The 21,079-nt window shown below is 59.9% G+C and carries 15 protein-coding genes; 3 read left to right on the top strand and 12 right to left on the bottom strand.

The features are described from left to right. Positions 1-56: 56 nt before the first annotated feature. Positions 57-1,205 carry a glycosyltransferase family 4 protein gene (locus tag J2X43_RS28435; RefSeq protein ID WP_310300578.1) on the bottom strand — a complete coding sequence of 383 codons (1,149 nt, stop codon included), beginning with the start codon at positions 1,203-1,205 and terminating at the stop codon, positions 57-59. 257 nt (positions 1,206-1,462) lie between these two features. On the opposite strand from J2X43_RS28435, the gene J2X43_RS28430 reads away from it, so the two are divergent. Together J2X43_RS28430 and J2X43_RS28425 are read left to right on the top strand one after the other, a co-directional pair. Next, positions 1,463-1,633, top strand: a complete 171-nt coding sequence (locus J2X43_RS28430; protein WP_162698876.1) for a hypothetical protein — start codon at positions 1,463-1,465, stop codon at positions 1,631-1,633. Between the two features lie 119 nt (positions 1,634-1,752). Continuing rightward, positions 1,753-2,799 carry an HWE histidine kinase domain-containing protein gene (locus J2X43_RS28425; RefSeq protein ID WP_112386796.1) on the top strand — a complete coding sequence of 349 codons (1,047 nt, stop codon included), beginning with the start codon at positions 1,753-1,755 and terminating at the stop codon, positions 2,797-2,799. A 160-nt stretch (positions 2,800-2,959) separates the two neighbouring features. On the opposite strand, the gene J2X43_RS28420 is transcribed toward J2X43_RS28425, so the two are convergent. The 9 genes from J2X43_RS28420 to J2X43_RS28380 all read right to left on the bottom strand — a co-directional run bounded on the left by J2X43_RS28420 (position 2,960) and on the right by J2X43_RS28380 (position 14,005). Then, a complete protein-coding gene (locus J2X43_RS28420; RefSeq protein WP_310300572.1) occupies positions 2,960-5,320 on the bottom strand; it encodes a PAS domain-containing protein in 2,361 nt (786 codons plus the stop codon). 30 nt (positions 5,321-5,350) lie between these two features. Continuing rightward, complete coding sequence (locus J2X43_RS28415) at positions 5,351-5,989, bottom strand: chemotaxis protein CheX (RefSeq protein WP_112386798.1); 639 nt, start codon at positions 5,987-5,989, stop codon at positions 5,351-5,353. Beyond that, complete coding sequence (locus tag J2X43_RS28410) at positions 5,986-6,369, bottom strand: response regulator (RefSeq protein WP_310300569.1); 384 nt, start codon at positions 6,367-6,369, stop codon at positions 5,986-5,988. The genes J2X43_RS28415 and J2X43_RS28410 overlap by 4 nt, the downstream gene beginning before the upstream one ends. A gap of 346 nt (positions 6,370-6,715) precedes the next feature. After that, the gene (locus tag J2X43_RS28405) at positions 6,716-7,291 is read right to left on the bottom strand and encodes a chemotaxis protein CheW (protein WP_310300753.1); all 576 of its coding nucleotides are present in this window, start codon (positions 7,289-7,291) and stop codon (positions 6,716-6,718) included. Beyond that, positions 7,173-8,675: an Hpt domain-containing protein gene (locus J2X43_RS28400; protein WP_310300565.1), complete on the bottom strand. Its 1,503-nt coding sequence runs from the start codon at positions 8,673-8,675 to the stop codon at positions 7,173-7,175. Before J2X43_RS28400 ends, J2X43_RS28405 begins: the two co-directional genes overlap by 119 nt. Continuing rightward, the gene (locus J2X43_RS28395) at positions 8,676-9,542 is read right to left on the bottom strand and encodes a protein-glutamate O-methyltransferase CheR (RefSeq protein ID WP_310300562.1); all 867 of its coding nucleotides are present in this window, start codon (positions 9,540-9,542) and stop codon (positions 8,676-8,678) included. Then, entirely contained in the window at positions 9,542-10,627 is a 1,086-nt protein-coding gene (locus J2X43_RS28390; protein WP_112386803.1) for a chemotaxis response regulator protein-glutamate methylesterase, read from the bottom strand. The genes J2X43_RS28395 and J2X43_RS28390 overlap by 1 nt, the downstream gene beginning before the upstream one ends. Positions 10,628-10,629: 2 nt before the next feature. Then, complete coding sequence (locus tag J2X43_RS28385; RefSeq protein ID WP_310300558.1) at positions 10,630-12,063, bottom strand: chemotaxis protein CheW; 1,434 nt, start codon at positions 12,061-12,063, stop codon at positions 10,630-10,632. 4 nt (positions 12,064-12,067) lie between these two features. Beyond that, positions 12,068-14,005, bottom strand: a complete 1,938-nt coding sequence (locus J2X43_RS28380; RefSeq protein WP_310300555.1) for a methyl-accepting chemotaxis protein — start codon at positions 14,003-14,005, stop codon at positions 12,068-12,070. A gap of 634 nt (positions 14,006-14,639) precedes the next feature. Between J2X43_RS28380 and J2X43_RS28375 the strand changes: the two genes are divergently transcribed. After that, a complete protein-coding gene (locus J2X43_RS28375; protein ID WP_310300552.1) occupies positions 14,640-14,876 on the top strand; it encodes a hypothetical protein in 237 nt (78 codons plus the stop codon). Between the two features lie 529 nt (positions 14,877-15,405). Here J2X43_RS28375 and J2X43_RS28370 read toward each other — a convergent pair. After that, positions 15,406-17,385 (bottom strand): adenylate/guanylate cyclase domain-containing protein, encoded by a 1,980-nt coding sequence (locus J2X43_RS28370; protein ID WP_310300549.1) that lies wholly within the window; start codon positions 17,383-17,385, stop codon positions 15,406-15,408. Beyond that, entirely contained in the window at positions 17,385-21,032 is a 3,648-nt protein-coding gene (locus J2X43_RS28365) for a FecR domain-containing protein (protein WP_405049656.1), read from the bottom strand. The genes J2X43_RS28370 and J2X43_RS28365 overlap by 1 nt, the downstream gene beginning before the upstream one ends. Positions 21,033-21,079 lie beyond the last annotated feature (47 nt).

The raw sequence follows: 21,079 nt of genomic DNA, 5'->3' as shown, positions 1-21,079 counted from the left end.
TACTTCATAACCCCAACTTCGGTTCCTTGCGAAAGTTCCGTCGGGCGAAATGGGCGTCAGTTTTCGGTGCCTGTGATCAATTGCCTGAGTTTGCGTGCGCTATGCGGCCAGGTCCAGCGAGCGAGCACAACGACGCGAGGACGCAACGTGTCTGCACATTCAAGCAGGTCGAGAATACCCTCGTGAAAGTCCATCGCGGACGCCGTGCGACCAGTTTCCGGGGTCAGGTACTGGAGCCCGCAGCAGAGCTCGCTGTTGGCCAGAACCGGAATGCCCGCCAGCATGTATTCCGTCAGGATTGCAGGCGCTCCGTCGTCGATACCACAGACAACGCCAATCCGTGCCCTGTTCATCAGGCGATTGACCTCGTCGAAGGGAACTCCGGGCGGCCCGACGAACTCGACGTCGATGCCCAGCCGTTGTGCGTGGTTGCGCAATTCCGGGACGAGTTCGCCATAGCCGGATACGCACAATGCGCGCAGCGACCTTGGAAGCCGCGCGAGCGCGTCGAACAGGATATCGTGTCGTTTGTAGTGCTGCGCGGCTGCCACGTAGATTATGTCGTGCGTCTTCGGGATGTTTAATGGGCGGAATGTCACCTCGGAGGCGAATTCAGGACCGACCGGCATAACCTCCGTTCGCATGGTCGGATGACGGGCCCTCACCACGTCCGACTGCCATTCGGCGCCGGTCAACACGAGATCGAAATGACGGCTCACCTCCGAGGGCACCCGAAGCGCCGGTGCATCGATAGAATTGTAGATCTTGAAGCTGTCTTGGCAGGCAAGAATGATGTCTTCGCAGACACCAAGGCCCCACACGCAGAGAATGTCCGGTGGCCCAAATGCCGCAATATGCCCGAGCATATCGTTCGATGCGAATGGGGCTTCCGGTCCGTTCATGCGAAAAGCACGGCGCGTAAGAAATCGACTACCTGTCGTCCAGTCTGGAGGCGGCGCATTGCCACGCCAGTGCGTCCAGATTTCACAGCAATCTACAAGACCGTCCTTGAGTGCGGCCAACGGTAACCGTTCGAGATATCCTCCATCGACCGTCACGGCTCCAAGGTCCGAAACCGGCTTGGGGAAGCAGCCTCTCGACCCACTCAGCCATTGGTGGCGATATGCGTTTACGGACGGAATGTCGTCATCACCCAACGCTCCGTCCTGATAGTCGCTAATGATGACGATACGGCGCAGCTTCATAAACATACCTAATTGATGTCGACACGGTAGTCTGTGAGGCGGCACTACCACTTAACTTCCAGAGAAGGATCCAGTTCCGAGACGTCGCTGCTGCGGACGTGTGTGACACTAAAGAGCTGATCGAATTCGTTGTGATCGAATTTTTCTTCAAAAGCTCGAGCTCCACTGACAACGCAAGCTTTCCGTAAATGGGCGGATAAGGCGCGATGGCGGAACCCGCGAGCGTCGCAGTAGTTCATACGAAACAGAAGAATCCGATGAGGATCGTCTTGGTCACCATCTCGATCGTCGTGCTCATGATGGCCGTCATTGCCGCAACCTGCTGCCATCCCCGTTACGAAGCTTCCTATCCGAAGCCGTACGACATCACGGAAAATAGATCGAGTGATCTGACCTGCGGTGCCGCAGAGCCTGCTTATAGCGTTTAACCGAAGACTTGCATGTTCCAAACGGTCTCGGACCTCAAGACGCTGCCCGATGTCGTGTTCGGCGAAACTTTTGTCTGGCTTCGACGTTGTGTCAATCCAGTGAGCACACAGGGTGAGCCGTGATCGAAGCCAAGCCGTCAGACATTCATGGGGACAAGCCGGCCGCGGCCTCCACACAAGGGATGGTCGATCACAAGGAGCTCGCTGCATTCGCGTTTCAGCGAACGCGGATGCCTATTGTGGTCGCGGATGCCCGTCAGCCCGACTACCCACTTGTTCTTGCAAACGAAGCTTTCCTTCACCTCACCGGCTATGACGCGCAAGATCTCGTGGGACGGAACTGTCGGCTTCTGCAGGGAGAGAACACATCGAGAGAGTCTGTCGCCCAGATACGGGCCATCATCGGCGCTGAGCGCGAGGGCACAGTCGAAATCCTAAACTATAGGAAGGACGGAAGTGCCTTTTGGAACCAGCTTCATCTCAGCCCCATCAGGGACGACGACGGTCGTCTTGCCTATTATTTTGCGTCCCAGATCGACGTCACCGAATATCGGAAGGTCCAGACGCTCGAAGAGGCTGAGCACCGTTTGCTGCTGGAGGTGGACCACAGAACGAAGAACGTGCTGGCCATCGTCGATAGCATCGTGCGCCTGACACGATCCGACAACGCCGCTGCCTATGCCGCGTCCGTTCAGCAGCGGGTTCAGGCGCTTGCCAGAACCCACATGCTGCTCGCCGAGAATGGCTGGCAGGAGGCCTCGCTCCACGACATCATATCGCTGCAGATCAGTGCCTACGGGGCTAAAGCTGTCGAGATCAGCGGTCCGTCGGTCATGATCCCCGCGCCTTCGGTTCAGCCACTCGGACTGGCAATTCATGAGCTTGCCGCAAACGCTGCGGTGCATGGAGCGCTCTCGCATCCTGAGGGAAGCCTGACTGTCACCTGGCGACAGGCGGACAACGGGCTGACGATTGAGTGGCGCGAGCAGGGCATCAAGAACGGCGCTACGCCCCGGAAGGGCTTCGGCACTGTTTTGCTTGGCGCCGTGCTGGAGAAGCAACTTGGTGGCAAAATAAGCCGGGAGTGGCGCGACCAAGACCTTCACGTCAGGGTCGAGCTGCCGTCGCTGAACCGTGTCGGCGCCAGTCTCAGATCCAAACCTTGACACCTGCTGTCGGGACCGACGAAGAGCGAGCTGTTGCAGACGGAGGCGCAGTCTGGTCGGCGGAAAGGTTTGCGAACGCTTTCCCTCCACGGAATCACTTCGTCGATCCGACTCTGCCAGCCATTACGATGGAAGCGAGTGTGGACGTCAGGTAGGCATCTCAGCCGATAACCGTCAGCATCATTCTCACTTTCTGGGCAAGATCATCAATCGCAAAGGGTTTTGTGATCATCTCCATACCAGGGCCGAGAAATTCAGCTCTGGCGGCGGCGGCTGCGGCGTAGCCGGTGATGAATAGAACTTTCAGACCGGGACGGGCGGCGACGGCGATTTCCGCGATTTGGCGCCCGTTCAATCCCGGAAGGCCAACGTCCGAAACCATTAAATCGATACGTTCAGACCCTTCGATCACGGGCAGGGCTTGGTTGCCGTCAACTGTTTCAATCACGCGGTACCCGAGCTCCTTGAGTACGTCGACGACGAGCATGCGAACGGAGTCATCATCCTCGATAACAAGGACGGTTTCCCCGTCGCCGCGCGGCAGGGAAATTGCGGGTTTCTGTTGGGTGGGCGCCCCTGCTTCGGTTGCCGTTCCTCCCGGAAGGTACAGCTTGATCGTCGTGCCGATGCCGATTTCGCTATAAATGCGGGCATGGCCCCCCGATTGCTGCGCAAAGCCATAGATCATCGACAAACCGAGACCCGTACCCTGTCCGATCGGCTTTGTCGTGAAAAAGGGATCAAATGCCTTATCAATCGTCGCTTGCGACATGCCCGTGCCGGTGTCACTCACGGCGATCACGACGTAATTCCCGGGTTCCAAGGTCTCGCCGTGGGCGAGGTCGGCCTTGGTGAAACCAACATTTGCAGTCTCAATGGTCAACTGACCACCATCCGGCATCGCATCGCGGGCATTGATGACCAGATTGAGGATAGCGCTCTCGAGCTGGTTGGCATCGGTGATCGCGTTCCAGGTCTCGGGTGCCGGAATAATCTGCAGTTTTACCTGCTCCCCAAGGGTCCGACGAAACAACTCCTCCATGGAAACAACGAGTTTCGTTACGTCGACAGGTTGCCGATCAAGGGACTGGCGGCGGGAAAAGGCAAGTAGGCGATGAGTGAGTGATGCAGCGCGATGCGCGGACGATGTCGCTGCATCGATAAACTTGTCGAGATCATCGGTTTTTTTGGCAGCAATCCGTCTCTTGATGATGGATAGAGCGCCGATCACCCCCGTGAGCATGTTATTGAAATCGTGCGCGATACCACCAGTGAGCTGACCAACAGCTTCCATTTTTTGAGCTTGCCGCAATTGGGCTTCCGTTTCCTCAAGGACCGCTTTCTGTTGCTTGTCGAGCGTGACATCGCGACCATATGCGTAGATGCGGTCGTCTTCGCGGGAGGTCATCCAAGAAATCACCCGAGGCGAACCATCGTGATGGGTGAGTCGCACTTCAAGCGCTGTATGGGTGTTCTCTGAGGCCCTCTTTAGGTCGGGCTGCGTCTGGTCACGGTCCTCCGCCCAGACGAAGTCGAGTACTCTTTTGCCGATGACCTCACCCGGTATGTGACCGAGAATGTCACGCCAGGACGGGCTGACATCCCTGAACACCCCATTCGTATCGATTACGACGAGAAGGTCTCGCGAGTTTTTCCAGACGCGGTCCCGCTCACGAATGCTGTCACGCGCTATCTCGGCAAGCTTCTCGTTGGCATGCCGCAGACTTTCCTGCGTTTTCCTGGCATCGGTTATATCAAAGATGACGCCGACGTAGCGCCGGCCGCTGGTCTCGATGTTCTCCACATATTCGCCGCGGCGTGCGAGCCAGCGCTCTTCTCCGTCGTCGGCGCGCGCGACCCGAAACTCGATGTTATGTTCGCTCTGAAGACTATTGGGAGCGCTGAGATCAATAATAGGTTTGTCGCCGGGATAAATGAGGTCGTTGAGGGTCTTGACCGGTAATATTTTTGTCGGATGTAGGCCGAACAGTCGACAGAACTGTTCCGAGACGCGGATCGTGCCGTAGCCGACGATATATTCGAAAGTACCGATGCCGCCTGCAGACTGGGCGATGCGAAGTTGCTCGTCGCTGCGCTTCTGTTCGGTGATGTCGACAAGAGTGCCGACGAACTTTACCGGCTCGTCGTCTGCGTTGCGGATCGCCCGTCCGCTGGCACGGACCCAGCGATAACCACCATCGTTGCGCAGCAGCCTATATTCCTTGGAAAAGACCTCCGAGCCGGCCAGAATCCCCGCAACAGCAATTTTCACCCGCGTCAGGTCGTCGGGATGGATGGAGGCGAAGAACCGGTCGGTCGCGACGCCTTCGGCCAGCGCGACTGGGTCTTGGTCGGTTATGGAGGCAAAACGCGCGTCTGCCACAAGGCGCTTTTCGGCAATATCCCATTCCCAGCTGCAAGTCGCGCCAGCTGCTTCCAGAACCAACTGCAGACGTCGTTGTGCCGCGTCCATCTGCGAACGTTCACGGTCGATCACCGGGTTATCGGCACTATTTGTCATGAAGTTCGCCAATGCTAATTCGGGTTTGTGCTACTCGGTATCCGTCATTACACGGTCGATAAAGTCGCCAATGAGCTGCTTCAGCTTCTCCATGGACGGCAAGTCCATGATCATCGCGATGTAGCCGCGGATATCACGTTCCCGGACAGAAAAGTTAATGTACAGGAATAGCACGAAACTTCCTTCGCCGCTTCGGTTGTAAACCTCGAAGAGCAGGCTGCTGTCGCCGCGCAGCACATCTGGGAGCGACATTTTCAAGCTATGCTGCAGCATGTTCGCCATGGAGCCGAGACAGCCGTTGAGTATGACGTTGCCGGTCTCGGCGAGCGCCTCGTCTTCCATCTCGAGAAGCTCTGCCTCTTCCATTTCATCACCAACGATGGCGCGCACGAGCGACAGGCCGTTGCTTTGCGGGAAGATCAGCAGCGCCCGGCCAGAGAACGGGCCTTCGAACTGCTGCTGCACGGCTATGAGAGCTTCGCTTTCCCGTTGGCCGATCAGGGACGCAGCGGATTTCCTGGTAACGATCTCGACCGATGGCACCGAAAGGATGACTTCTTTTTCGACCATCTTGCGCAGGCTTGCGGCCGCGCGGCTGACGCCGATATTCACGAGTTCGGTCAGCGCGTCGCGCTCGAGTTCGTTGAGGTCGATCGTATCGTCCGTCATGTGCCGGCTTTCTTGAGCCGAAGAGCGGCCCCTGCAATAAAAGGGCTGAGCGCGTCCTGTGTTACCGGCTTGGCGACGAATGTGGCGTTAAGGGCACGCACGCGAGCGACAATTTCGTCCTGGACGTTCGCGGTAATCACCGCGATCGGCATGTGAGGGTGGGCGGACCGCAGCTCCGATGCCAGCTCAAGGCCATCTTTATCCGGCATATTGAAATCCAGTATCGCCACGTCGATATGCTGGGAGCCCACGAGCTCCAAGGCATCCGCAGCACTGCCGGCTTCGACACGCGTCCAATCGGGCTGCAAGGCGGCAATCGCCTTGCCCGCGACAATGCGAGCCAGTTTGCTATCATCCACGACCAGGACTGTAACAGTCATTTCATTCCCCGACATATCATTGCGAACCTATGCATACTCATGACCTGTAACACGTATGTTTGTGCAGGAGCATTCGCTCGTTGGATAGCCTATCACTGGCCGGATTGCCTGCAACAAGCGTAAATTTCTCGTAGTACACTATCCGATATCAAGGATGATACAGGGGGGCTCATAAGAGTTGGCCGGAAAACCATCAATGCTTGCAAAAGGGAAGTATGGATCGTTGTCGCGGCGCTCAGGTCTATATGTAGGTCGGGATGGCGATCCATGTAGTCCACCAGTGTCTCGACTTCCTCGACGCCACATGGACCTTTCAATCGAATTGCCTTCTCATCGACGCTTATAGTCATTGGATCAGCTCCTCCAGATCGAGGACGAGCAGGACCCTGCCGTCGCCGAGTAGGGTGGTACCAGCTATCCCCGTCACTCCCTGCAAGAAACCGGACAGCGGCCGCGTCAGGGTTTCGGCCCGTTCTGCAATTGCATCGACCACCACGCCGATTTGGTCTTCTCCGGCCCGGACCACGAGAACCTTCAGGTCGGCGGACACTGCGCCGGTGCGCGGGATTTGAAGCAGGTCGGCGAGATCGAGCAAGGGGATGGTGCGATCGCGCAGGATGAATGCGCGGCCGGCCCTGATCGGCTGAACGGCCCGCAGCGGCAGTCTCTGGGTCTCAACGATGTCGGAAATGGGGATGCCGTAACGTTCGCCTCCCACTTCGACGACCATCAGTTGGGTCATCGAGAAGCTGATCGGGAGCCTGAGCGTAAAGGATGTTCCCGATCCAAGCGCAGTTTGCATGTCAAGTGTACCGCCGAGCTGGTGGATGGAACGTTGCACAACGTCGAGGCCGACGCCGCGGCCCGAAAGGTCGGATACTGCCGACGCGGTCGAGAAACCTGGCGCGAAGACAAGCTGCAGCGCATCCCTGTCGGGCAGGGACGCCCGCCCTGGTTGCGGTCAACAGGCCCCTGTCCACGGCGGTCTTGCGGATGCGCTCCGGGTCCATACCCCGGCCATCGTCGGTCACTTCGATCTCGACCTGGTCGCCGCGCTGGCGTGCGCGCAGGAGGATGCGCCCTCTCGCCGACTTCCGCGATTGCAAGCGTTCGCCGTCGTGTTCAATACCGTGGTCAAGCCCGTTTCGAATGAGGTGGAGCAGCGGTTCGAACAGGTTTTCGACGATTTCCCGGTCGGCTTCGACGGTTTCGCCTTCGATCACCAGATCGAGTGCTTTGCCGAGCTTCGTGGATGTCTCGCGGACCAGCCGCGGAAAACGGCGGAACGTCTGCTCCAGGGGGATCATCCTGGCCTGAGTGACGGCGCTGTAAAGCGAGGCCACAAGCCGTTCGATCTCCTCGTGGCTGGAGCCGATGCGTCTAGCAAGCGCGCCTTCACCATGGTTTTGCGCCTCCTCGGCGAGTGGCACGAGGCCGTTCTTGGCAGTGACCAGCTCGCCGGCAATCTCGATGAGCCTGTCGATTCGCGCCGAATCCACCCGCATAGTCGCCTGGCGATCAGTGAGGCGTTGCGGCGATCTATCAATTGCGGCGGATGTCCGCTGATCGCCCGGCCGGGGCAGTTCTACCAGCTTCACCTGATCGGGGATCAGGCGGAACTCTGGTTCCAGCTTCGACAGAGGCCCACCGCAAACGGCCTCGATCACCAGGCTACAGCGGAAGGGATCGTAGTTTTTCGGCGACGGAGGCGGCTCTGTAAGCGAGAGTGACAGATGTTGAAGGTCCGGCAGGCGCGAGATGGTCGCCAGAGGATCGTCGCCGTTGAAAAAGCATTCAGGGTGCGGTTCGTAGCGAATGGCGATCACGGTGCCTGGGGTGCCAGAGGACGGTAGGCGTTCGGCAAGTGCGAGCGCCCATTCCGGTATTGTCGTCGAGGAACGGATTGCCTCAACGGTTTCGCGCCCGGTCATCTCGCCTTTCAAAAGACCGAAAAGCCGGGAGGCTTGTTTGTCCTGGGCGTCGGACAGATGGCCGGTTTCAACGATCGCGTCGATGCTGTCTTCCACCCATTCGACCACCGACAGAAGTGGATCGACAAGGGTCGCATCCACCGCGATCATGCCGGCGCGCGCGTGGGACAGGAGGTTTTCGGCGTGATGCAGCACGTCCTTCATCGGGCCGAGGTCGAAAAGGCCCACGGAACCCTTGAGCGTATGGATTGCCCGGAAAGCGCTTTCCAGATGTTCTCGGTTGCCGGCGTCGGCCTCCAGCGCCATCAGGTCGTCTGAGGCCTGCTGGACGAGCTCGCGCGCCTCGATGGCGAACTGTTCGATCAATTCATCCATCTACATATCTCTCGTCTCGCGATAAACGATGGCATCGGGAAAGCGCACCGTGTCGAAGGACTTCGACATTCTCGACATAGACTCCGTATGGCCAAGGCAAACATAGCCGCGGGGATTCAACATTTCGCGAATGTTTCGTGCTGCGGTCTCGCGGGCCGCTTCGTCAAAATAGATGAGCAGGTTGCGGCAGAATATCACGTCAAAATGACCGAGCGCGGCAAGGCTCTGGCGATCGATGATATTGCCCTTCGCAAAGGTGACGGACTCCCTCAGATCGCCGATCAGCCGGCGCTGCTGATCCCGCTCTGGTTCGAAATAGCGGTCGAGAAGATCCGGGGACAGCTTTGAGAGCGCCCGCTGGCCGAAATAGCCATCGACCGCGCGGCGCAGGATCTCTGTATCTATATCTGACCCGACGATCTCGATATTATAGGCATCCACGAGCGGCCAGTTTTCGAGCAGCCAGATCGCGATGGAATACGGTTCCTCGCCGCTGGAGCAGGGCATGGACCAGATGCGGATCCGGTCGCCCGGACCCTTTGCGCGGATGAGGTCGGGAAGGATCGAATTGCTCAGGCACGAAAGCTGGTGCAATTCGCGATAGAAATACGTCTCGTTAATTGTGAAGCTGTTGATCAGCAGTTCGGATTCACCGAAATCGCTGCGCAGTATCGAAATGTAGTCCCTGACGGATCGCGCCCGCCGCTGGCGCAACAGGTCCGTAATGCGGCGCTCGATATAATAGCGCTTCGTCTCACCAAACACCATGCCGCTGCGCTTGTAGATGAGGGCGCAGATTTCCTCGAGGTCAGCCGCAGACAGAGGCTCCAGCCCGTATTCTTTCGAGGTGATCGGTGGCATGGCCATCAGCAGACCTGATCCATCAGATGTTGCCCGATCTGGTCGAGCCGCTTCACCTCGCTCGCTCCGCCGCGCTGCACCAGCTCGCCCGGCATTCCCCAGACGACGGCGGTCTCTTCGGCCTCGGCAATCGTATAACCGCCGGCTGATCTGAGATCGGCCATAGCCGCCGCGCCGTCATTGCCCATGCCGGTCATAAGGACGCCGATCAAGGATCTTGCCGGAACATGCTTCATGGCCGAGCGCACCATGCGATCGACGCTCGGATGCCAACGGAACTCGGGATTGTTCGGTGCCGCCATGGCGACCAGATTTCCGGCGCGGGAAGAGATGAGGATATCGGCGTCACCCCTGGCGATGTAGATATTGCCCGGATCCAGACGTATCGGCCGGGTGACTTCTGTGACGGTCATCGCACATATCCTGTCGAGACGCTTGGCAAGGGCTCCGGTGAAGGAGGCGGGCATGTGCTGCGCGACCACGACCGGCCATTTAAAGTCGGACGGCAAACGGGTAAGCACCGCGTCCAGCGCCGGCGGGCCACCTGTCGACGTGCCGACCAGCACCAGCCCGTGGGCCGCCGCGTCTTGGGTCACGGGACTAGAGGTGGTGTCGCGAAGCTTGGACGAGGATACCGGTGCAGACGGCACGGACCGGGCGAAACGGACGCGCTCTGCGAGCCGGCGGCTGCGCCGGATGCGCACCGAAGCGGCGATGCGGACCTTTTCGACCAGGCGAGGCGCCAGTTCCTCGATGCCAAGGGAAATGGCGCCGCTCGGTTTTGCGATGAAATCGACAGCACCGATCTCGAGTGCCGCCAAAGTCTCTTCCGCTCCTTCTTCGGTGAGAGAGGAGACCATCACCACCGGGCAGGGGTGCTCAAGCATGATGCGGTCGAGACATTCCAGGCCGTTCATCCGTGGCATGTGGATGTCGAGCGTTACGACGTCAGGGCGAAAGTCCGAGATGATCTTCAGCGCCTCATCGCCATCGCGGGCGAACCCGATTTGGAAATCAGGCTCAGTGCCGAAAATCTGGCCGAGCAGCTTCCGCATAAGGGCGGAATCTTCGACGATGAGGAGACGGATCATAGTCAGGTGCCGCCCGTCTTTTCCCTGGTGCCGGCCTTGCCTTCGGTGATGGCGGCAACCACGTCCCGCTCTGCCTTCGTCAGAAGCTCCTGGGGATCGACCAGCAGTACCATCCGGCCATCGGCTTCGATATGGGCGATGCGGTCGAAGACATCCGTCTGTTGAGAAGCAAACTCGGGAGCTACGGAAACGGCCGCCGCCGGCAGGGCCTTGACCTCCGACACGGTATCGACGACGAAGCCGGCCTGTAGCTTGCCGATCGTCACCACGATGGCGCGCGCGGCGGCTGTCTGCATCGAGGCCGGGCTGTCGAAGCGACTTCGCTGATCGATCAGGGGAACGGCCCTGCCGCGCAGGTTGATGACCCCGATAACGAAGGCAGGCGCTCCTGGTATGCGAGTGACATCGAGTGGCACCCTGATGACTTCGTCCACCGAGGCGATCGGAATGCCGAAGTTTTCCTCGCCCAGCTGAAAGATCAGGACTTGTTCCACTGCATCGTCCGCTTCAGGCGCTGTGTCCATTGGTGCGGCTCCTGTTTTCTGGCCGATGACCCTCGCGACCTCGTCGTGAGCGAAAAGCTTTTCCGGTGACAGGATCGAGATCAGTCGTCTGCCATCCGCAATCCGGCCGATCGCCGCAATCTGGCCATCGCCGCGCCCACGCTGCAGGACTTCCGGCACGGGATCGATGGCCTGCTCGGGCAGGCGATAGATGACGTCCATCGCGTTGACGACAAGACCGAACAGATCACCCTCATGCTGGACAACCACGACTCGTGCATTTTCCGCTGTCGATCGGGTGATTTCCAGGCCCATCAGCGAGGCGAGCGAGACCAGAGGCAGGAGGCTATTGCGCAGGGACATAAGCCCCATCACCGCTCCCTGTCCGTTGGCAAGGACCGCGACGTCGTTCGGCATGATAGCCACTTCTCTCACGTGCTTGAGCGCCAGTCCGTAAAGCTGGCCGGCGACGTGAAACGACAAGATCGGCGTCAAAGTCACGCTCGCCTGGCTACCTGCGTCGCGTGCGATAGAGCCCGTTCGCCCCGCCTGCGCACGCCGCGTGGTCTTGAACGCGGCATCGAGAAGACCGCTTAAGCCCTTGAGTGGTGCTGCGGTGGTTTCTTCTGAGAGCGTGAGCACGTCATCGACGAGCAGGCCAACCGCTCCACCGTAATCATAGACGATGATCTTGCCGTCATGAGGGGGAGCGCTATCGTCGCCGCTCAGGATCCGCCGCATCGACAGGATAGGTATCGGGCGGCCGCGCAGACTGGCAATGCCACTCAGGGCCGCTGGACCGTTCGGCACCCGGGTGATGTGGCCGGCCCTGACCACTTCCAGAACCCGATCCGCGTCAATCTCGTGGCGTCTCTGTCCGACCCTGAACGCAAGCCGGCGTCGCAGGTCCGCCTGCGGGGGGGAGCTTTCCATCGTGTCAGCTTCCAGACATCTGGAGTTCGTCGGCCAGCGATGCGATCTCCTCGACGGCCGCTGCCAGGTCTTCTGCCCCGCGGGACTGCTGCCGTGCCGCGGTGGCGGCCTGTTCCGAGGCAGCGCTTGCCTCCTGGGCGACGGAGGCGATCTGCTGCGTGCCGACCTGAACCTGCTTGGCCGCAATGAAAATTGCCTGCGCGGCTTCCAGGATTGTGGCATTGCCGCGCACCGTCGTCTCGATATCGGCTTCTGCTACGGACAGAAGATCGACGGTCAGCTTGCTCTTGGCGATCTCCGCCTCGGAAGCCACCATAATCGCTTCCAGCTCGCGCTGGACCGCGAGGATCTGGATCTGGATCGACCGGACAATGTCCTTCACGCCATCGATATTTTCTGCTGCGTCCTGGGCGAGCTTGCGGATATCGGTAGAGACCACGGCAAAACCGCGGCCCGCGTCGCCGGCTCTCGCCGCTTCCACCGAGCCGCTGACGGCCAGCATGTTGGTCTGGACGGCGACAAGCACCATCCGGTCGACGGTGCGTTCGATCTGGAAGCCGATTTCGCCGAGCAAATTAAGGTCTGACAGTGCATTGCGGGTTTCTGTCAGGGCATCGGAGATGCCGGATGCAAGACCCGTCAGGCCCGTTTTGTTTCTTGCCAGCAACGCCTTGATTTCCTGAGCTCGCTCGCTTGCGTTTTCCGCACTAACCTGGGCCTGTGAGGCGCTTTTTTCGATCTGGACCATCGCGGCGTTGGCCTGCTGCGTGGCGGCCGCTTGGGCCTCAGCGCCGCGGCTTATCTGCTCGACGGCGATCAGGATCTCGCTGGCGGCGCCGGAAAGCTCTTGGACGGTCGCGGACAGTTCCTCGGCGGCCAAACTCAGTTCTTCCGCCCGTGAGGCCCGGCCCCCTTCATTCATGAGCTCGTCGGCAAGGATGGCTAGCGATTGGGCGGTCTTTTGGCTTTCCTCAAGCGCCGAACTCTGCTGCAGGACGGAGCGTTGCGCCTCACTGGCCGCCGCGGACTGTTGCTCTGCGGCTGCCGCCACCGTTTCGGCACCTTTCTGCGCCTCGCGGGTGGCCATCTCCGCCTCGACAGCGGCGATGAGGATAGTCTGGCTGCTCTGCGACAAGGAGGTCAGCCCCGAGCGGACGGCGTGCAGTTCTTCGGCGACCGCCCGTCCCGATACCGTTTGTTCCCGCGCCTTAGCCGCCGCAGCGTTCATGCGCTCGGTAATACGACGGACCCCGTCGACAATGGTCTCGGCATGCTGGTTGACGTTACGCGAACTGCGTTCGGCGACTTCCGCCAGCAAACGGACTTCGTCGGCAACGACTGCAAATCCCCGACCTTCTCCACCGGCGCGGGCGGCCTCGATCGCGGCATTCAAGGCCAAGAGGTTAGTGCGATCCGAGATATCGGTAACAGCGACCGTGGTCGCGGCAATCTTCTCAGCCTGAGATTGAAGCCTTTCGATGATGGCAACGGATGCGATCTGCCGCGACGCGTTCGTGTCGATGGCGGTGACCGATGTGTCGATCTGTGCGGCGGCTTCCAGCACTGAAGCCTGCAGCCTTTCGGTCCGCGCCCGTGCAGTCTGGGCTTCGGACCGGGCATCACCGAACCTTGATGAAAGTTGCGTAGTTGCGGAGAGGGATTCATGGGCGGCCCCTGCTGCTTCTTCGGCGCCGGCAGCAATCTGCTCGAGTGCGCGATGAAGTTGCTCGGCTGCCGCTGCCGCCTCGGCGACTCCGGTCGACAATTCTTCCGTTGCAGCACCAATGCGCTCGGCCGCCTTCTGCTGGCGAACGCGGGTGCGATCTTGAGAACGGCGGGAGGCCGCCGATTTGTCGCCAACGGCGGTTGCCGCCGGAGCGGATGTTACCAGTTTGCTGGAGGCCGGCTTTGCGCCCAGTTGGGAGGTCTTGACCAGTGCCATAGGATTTCCGTTGTCTTTGGGCCTCGGATGCGCGCCCACGACGGAAGGCGCCGAGCAAGCACAAGGCAGCTAACTCACTTGATTTTTATGGCTTAAAGGGCCTGGTAAAGCAATCTCTCCTGCCCTGCTAACGGACCAGCTCGCGGATATGGTTTATGACGTGACTGACGTCACAAGATTTGGCAGAAATGGAATTCTGGCCGGAAGGCCATTGCTGGGAACCTTGAGGAAGCCCGACGTCACCATGATCGCCATTCCGGAAGGGAGCCATGCACGACCTTGGCCAGCCCCAAGCCGTTTGAAGAGCCAGGCATGTCGATGCCAGCTAAGATCGCTTCGATATCTGGGCAGTCATTCAGAACCGCCGGTGCTTCATCCGCGGTCGCCGTTTCCAAGCTCTTCCATAAGGTTCATGCGGATTAGGAACTCGTCCTCACTAACCGACACAAGATTTGCGTCAGTGGCCATGCCGAGATCGCACCCAAGATTGAAGTGGGTAATTTGCTTTGGAAACGCCAAATCATGCAAACGGTTCGAGGTGGGTAAATAGTTTCATAAGGGACGTGGTCGGCTGTAGGCTATAGGCTCACCACTGTGACAGGGGCGGGCCTTATTCGGTCTTGGGGAGCGGGGAATGAAACAGTACAGTTGGACATTAATGACGCCGGGTTCGCCGCCAGTCGTCGGGCTTGGTGATGTTGATGAAATCGAGCATTCCCTTTCTCTGATGACCCTGCCAGGACTTTCCTCGCCCAAGGCGCTGATCGACCACCTCCAGAAAAACGAAGATGCGAACGGTGCGGCACATTTTCTCCACGGCTCCGGTACGATCGAAGCGTGGAGCTTTGCCTGGATCCTTATCTTCGACTAAGTCCCACCGCCCAAAGCTAAGAAGTGATCTGGCCGTCATCAATACCCGCCGACCTCATCATATGGGAATGTTGAAAGCTGGGGAGGTGTTCGTCGGCTTAGCAAAACGTGATGGCGCGAACTCCATTTATTTTCAAAGCCCTAGGAACATACAGAGGGTGAGACTGTTCTCACCCTGATCACTCGACACACAAGTGTACTCAGTCGTGATGACCTCTCGGTCTTTGTCGAGTGATTTCCTGTATCCTCAACTATAGCGTCACCGTAAAAGGTGGCGCTTTTTTGTTGGAACCATCGAATGCAATCGTGGTTGTAAGCAGTGGACGTCGTTAGAATGCCCTCCTGACGCGTCCGCGCGCTGTGACCTCAACCGCAGCAGAACCCTTGCGGTTGCAGCCGTAAGGGTTTTTCCTTTGAGTCGCCCGCCCAAACGGGCCGGGGCTGCTAGCGTTACAGCATCGTTTAGGTTGTCGGGAGTACCATGCGGGCGCTGCGGCACGTTAGCCGATAAATCAAACGCGCGCGCGGGACTACCGGTCGCGCGCAGTGCGTTCATGATGGCGCATGATCGTGTAATAGCCCGATAGCTCCGGTATCATCCCGGCCATTGCATCGAAGCGCGGATCGTCTTCCCGCAATTCGCCCGCATATTTCGCCCGGAGAAACTGGGCGTGCGCCGCCAGTGCGTCTTCCTCGGCACGGTGCAGGATGGTGAAAACGGGAGCGGGAACCGTCTTGCCCTTGACGATGACACGGTCGAGCTCTGCGATCGTATACCGGCCGCTCACCAGGGATGCGGTGGTCTCGCCAAGCAGCAATGCAACGCCATAATTCTTCGAGGCGCCTTCGAGGCGCGAGGCAAGATTGACGCTGTCGCCGAGGCAGGAATAGTCGAAGCGGCGGGTGGAGCCCATGTTGCCGACGACGCATTCGCCAGTGTTGATGCCAACGCCCATCTTGAGGACATGCAGCTGCATGCCGCTGGCTTCGGATTCGGCCTCCAGCTCCAGATTCAGCTTGGCAATTTCCTCCTGCATGGCCAGCGACGCGACGACGGCATGCATCGCGTGATCGGGATCGTCGAGCGGCGCGTTCCAAAAGGCCATGATGCAGTCGCCCATATATTTGTCGATCGTGCCGCCATGGTTCATCACCACTTCAGATAGTGGCGTCAGTAGCCGATTGATCAGCGCGGTCAGCTGTTCGGGATCGTCCTTCAGGGTCTCGGCGATGGTCGTGAACCCGCGCACATCGGAGAACAGGATCGAAAGGGTTCGCCGCTCGCCGCCGAGCTTAAGCTGCGAGGGGTCTTCAGAGAGGCGCTTGACGAGGTCGGGCGAGAGATATTGCGAGAAGGCGCGGGTGATCTGCAGCTTGTTGCGCCGCTCCTCGGCGAAGTCGAATGCCGCCTGGCCGAAGACGACGGCGATATAGGCGATTGACGGGCCGAGCGGCGAAACGAAGATATGGCCGAAGCGGATGCCTACGAAACTTGCGGCCGAGAAAAGGCAGACGGCAGTAACGGCCGCCGCCATCGCTAGCCAGCTGGTCGAGCGAAGGACGCTTGCAGCTGCAAGCACGGCGGCCACAAGGATCACTAGGGCGACGAGTGGTAGTCCGGCTTTTTCGATGAAGAAACCGTGGACGATGTTGTCGTAGATCGTCGCCTGGATTTCGACTCCGGCGACCAGCTTGCCGGTGTGCACTGTATAGGGCGTCGCGAATGTATCGGCGCCGCCTTTGTCGATCTCAGGCGCATTTTGTAGGCTGAGGCCGACCAGGACGATGCGATCCTTGAAAAAATCCGGTGGCAGAAAATTCTGCGGGTCAAGCGCCTGATAATAGGACACGGTGGGATAGCTGCGAGACGGTCCGAAGGACTGGATCATCGCATTTTTTGACGTCTTCATTGGCGTCCTGCCAGCTGCAGCAGCCAGCGTTACGGCAAATCCGTCCTTATAGGACGGAATGGTGCGGAAGATGCCGTCGCCGCCGAGATCAATCGAGGCGATCCCGGTTCTTGCGCCGGCAGCGGTAAATTGAGGCAGTGGCGTGGTGCGAATGAGCTGGTCTGCCTGCGGCGCCTGGATCAGCGTCTCGTCGCCGGCCAACACGACATCGGGGCCGACAGCTGCGGTCACCGCGCCGTCGTTATCAGGCGACGAGGGTTCAGCCATGATGATATCAAGCCCGACAGCCTTTGCGCCCGCAGCCCGCAGGGCGGTGATCAGGCGGGCGTGCAGACTGCGTGGCCACGGCCATTGTTCGTTGATCTGCGCCAGTGCCGGCTCGTCGATCGCGACGATAACAGGCGCTTCCTCGGGTGGCAGCGGATCATCGACGGTCGAGAGATAGTCGAAGCTCCTGAGCTCCAGCAGCGACCATGCCGGCAGACGCGAGAGCAGCGAAATCGCCACCAGTGTCACCAGTACGAGGACGGCTAGTCTGACCGGACGGCTGGAGACGGGCCAGCCGGTTGGGCGGGTGGATTGTGTCTTTCTGCCCGGCATCAGAAGCGGATCTTCAGGCTGCCCTTGACCGCGCGGCCCCAGCCTGGAACACCAGGCGCCACCTCGAAATCTTCGTCAAGAAGATTGAAGGCCGAAGCTTCGAGGGCAAAGCGCTTGTCGATCGGCTCCCAAATCATGTTGGCATCAAGGGTCCAGTAGTCGTCGAGCACCTCGGGGCCGAGGATGCCGCCATCACCTTGACGCTCTCCGGTATAGTTCGCTGCAAGCGTTGCCTTGACGTTGGCCTCATTGACCCAGGTCAGAGCGAGTTGCCCGCTTCTCTCCGGAATGTAAGGCAGCGCCTCGTCAAACCCGATGCTGCCAGCATCCTCGTTCTTCGAATGAGAATAGGCCACGGTTGCTGAGACACCGAATCCATAAAGGAGGGCGACGTTTGCGGTTGCGCTAACGCGATCGACATTTGCATTGCTGATGGTCAAGCCACCCGGAAGATAGGGGAGAAATGGACCGCCGACCGGGTAGGCCAAATCGAGGTCACGAATTTCCTGATGCTGGTATTCGATGCTAGTGAACAAGCGCTCAGTCCATTGCGCGTCCCACTGAAGCGCGATCGTATCGGTGTATCCGTCGATGCCCGAATAAGGTTGATTGGGTTGAATGCCAACGACGCCGATCGGCGACAAGGTCGGGGAGCCCATATCATAGCTTTGCCGCATGAAAGCAGCGCGCAGCCATTGGCCGTCGAGCGGCGCCCAGGCAATGCCCAGGCGTGGCTCAAGCCGCTTCACATCCGTCGAGCCGCCGTCTATGGCCGTTCCGAAGAGTGCGTATTCCGCCTTTAGGTTTGGTGTGATGTCGTGAAGCAGATCGACGTAGGCTCTGCCGATTCCTATCCGCTCGTCGACCGATGTCCCAAGCAGCGAATCGTCGGCTCTAATATCGACGAAACCGCCCTCTATGCCGTAGCGCCAGGTCAGATCATCGACGCCGTAAAGATGGTTGATTGCCGCGACGTAATTGCGCTGCAGACTGTCTGCGATGCGCGGCGGTGGGGCGATGACTTCCTGCTCTACGTTTTGCTCGGTGCTGGTGTAGAAGAATGCGGCATTGACGACGTTGCGATAGCCGAACGTATGGCTCCAGCCGATACCCGCGGCTGTGGATTTCGTATCGATATCACCGCTCTCGTTATAGCCCGCAGCCGGAAAGTCGATTGCCTGGTCAAGCTTGCTGTCGGAGTGGTTGGCGTAAAGCACGAACCGGTCGTCCGGATTTGGCGTTGCCGTAAGATAGCCGTTGCCGGAAAGGCTGCGGATATCCCCATCAAGGCTGCCGGGGCTAGCGAAAGGGGTTGTCAGGAATGAACCATAGTCACCGCCGTAAGGTGTCTGTTCCCATTTCAGGTTCAGATAGCCGCTGACCGGGAACGGCTCGTTGGCAAAGCCCTGCAGTTCAGCCTCGCCAATCGGCTTGGTTTCACCGGAGGAGTTGATCACGCCGCCGCCGATCGAGCCTTCGAGGAACGGTCGGCGTAGTAGATTGGCCGAGCGAGAGCGGCCGGACAGCATGTGCGGGTCAAGAAGCAGGCCCTGCAAGAGCGCCGAAAAGCTGTTGGAGTTCAGCTTGTAGAGATCGATCTCGTCGTCGAAGATCTCGGTAGTGGCGAAGGGGCGAATATTGCCGCGGATAGACTGGTCAACGTAGCCGCTGCCGGCGAAGGGATCGAAGACCGCGTCGCCGTAATATCGGCCCCAAGCATTCAATCCGCGCAGGCGGAAGGCGTTATTGAGCGTTGAGCCGGCATCCTGATTGGCGCCGAGCGAGCCGTAATGGCCGCCGCGCGCCTTCGACCGCCGCAGGAACTCCTGGGCGTAGTCCAGCGCGCCATCGGGGTCGTAGTCGTCGATGGCAACGGCTGTGCGGAAGGAGGAAATGACCGGGTCGTTCCTGTCCAGTCTGTCGGCATTGTCGAGCGCTTGTTCGGATAGAACACGGTCGCCCTTTTCGTAGTGACCGGCAGCGAGCATGAGCTGCGCCTGGGAATGCGCCGGATTGGCGGTCGAGGAGGCCAGCAGGTCGTCGATCGCCTTGTCCATCGCGCCCATCTGCAGATAGTAGCGGCCGCGGGCCAGAAGGGCGATGTCGAAGGCCGGGTCGGCGGCGAGCGCCAGATCGATTTCGCGCTTTGCTTCCTTCATCCGCGACTGGTCGAGATAAAGGATCGCTAGATTGGCGTGGCCGATCGGATCGTCGCGGTCGAGTTCGATGGCATGTTTCAGCGCCGCTTCGGCTTCGCGCGCTGCACCACGGGCATTCTGCAGCAGGCCGAGGTCGTTCCAGGCCATGGAGGAGCCGGGGGCCACCTTGAGCGCGGCATTCAGATCGCTCAGTGCTCCCTCGAGATCGCCCTGATAATCGGCGCGCATGCGGGCGCGGGCCTGCAGCGCATTCGGATCGTCCGGGTCGATCGAAAGCGACCTGTCGATCGCCTCCTGCATCTGGACGCGATCGTTGATCAGCAGCGCCAGCTGCGCGCGCAGGGCAGGGAGCGTCGAGTCATCGGGATAGCGCGCTTCGGCCGCCTTCATCGTTGCGATCGCAGCCGGAATATCTTCCAGGAAGCCTGCCGTATAGGCTTTCATCACGGCGGCGTAGGGGCCGGTGACATTGGCCGGTGGATGTTCGTTGCGGGATGGATCCTGCAGCGAGCGGGCGTAGTAGCCGCCATAGGCGGCGATGCTGCGGCGGAGCGGATCGAGGCCGCGTTCGGCTCTCACGAACAGTTTCGCCGCCTCGCTGTAGCGCTTTTCGGCGCCTGCAATCAGCGCCTCAATGAGATCGGCACGGGCGCGTTGTGTTGCGGACAAGCGTAAGGCACGCGCTCTCGCAAGCGAGTTCAGCGCCTTCTGCCGGCCGTCGAGCGATATCTGTATTTCCGCCAGCGTCAGCCAGTCTTCGGCGTTTCGCGCCTCCTCGGCCTTGTCCTCGATACGGCTGCGTTCGCGGCGCATCGTTTGCACTGGCAGGGGGGAGGCCGGCATGAAGGTGAAGCCGCTGCGCAGCGTCAGGTAGAACAGCATCTGCTCGCGATCGTCAGGCGTGACGATGACGAGCTTGCGTGGCGCTTGGCCAATCGTCGCCACCGCGCCTTCGCCTTCGGCTACCTGCACGCTGCCATAGTCGTTCTTCAGCTCGACCTGGCCCTCGAGCACGATCAGCGAAGTCTGGTCGCCCTTGACCGTCAATGTCCAGTCGGTGCCGCGGATGGCGGCGGCCGCCGCCGGCGTTTCCACCGTCAACCCCGTGCCGCCGCGCTGGGCGCGGGCCCACATGGTTCCGGATTGCAGGTTGAGAACGGTGTCGCCCTGCCGGGCCATCTGCTTTACCTGGAGCGCCGAGTTGCGGCCTAGGCGCACCTGGGTGCGATCTGCGAACAGTATAGCAAGCTGGCCGGTCGCATTGGTGCGCAGCACGTCGCCGCCAAGCAGATCCTGGTGAAGATCGACATCCTGCCAGTTGGAAAGATCGACGAAGCGGACTTCCTCGCCCATCTTCCGGTCGATCACCGATCCGGCAGCCGGCTCAGCACGAGACAGCGGCTCGGCACCGGCCGGCAGCGCAGCAACGGATGCGGCCACCGTCAACACCATCATGGCGGACATGGAATGTGTAAAGCTACCCCTCATAGCAAAGCGTTTGTCCTCGCCGTCGCGAAAAGTCAATAGAAGTTGTA

The organism is Rhizobium sp. BE258, from assembly GCF_031457345.1.
GTDB lineage: Bacteria > Pseudomonadota > Alphaproteobacteria > Rhizobiales > Rhizobiaceae > Rhizobium.
Note: the sequence above shows the minus strand (reverse complement) of the source record. Positions and strands in the feature narration are given on the sequence as shown.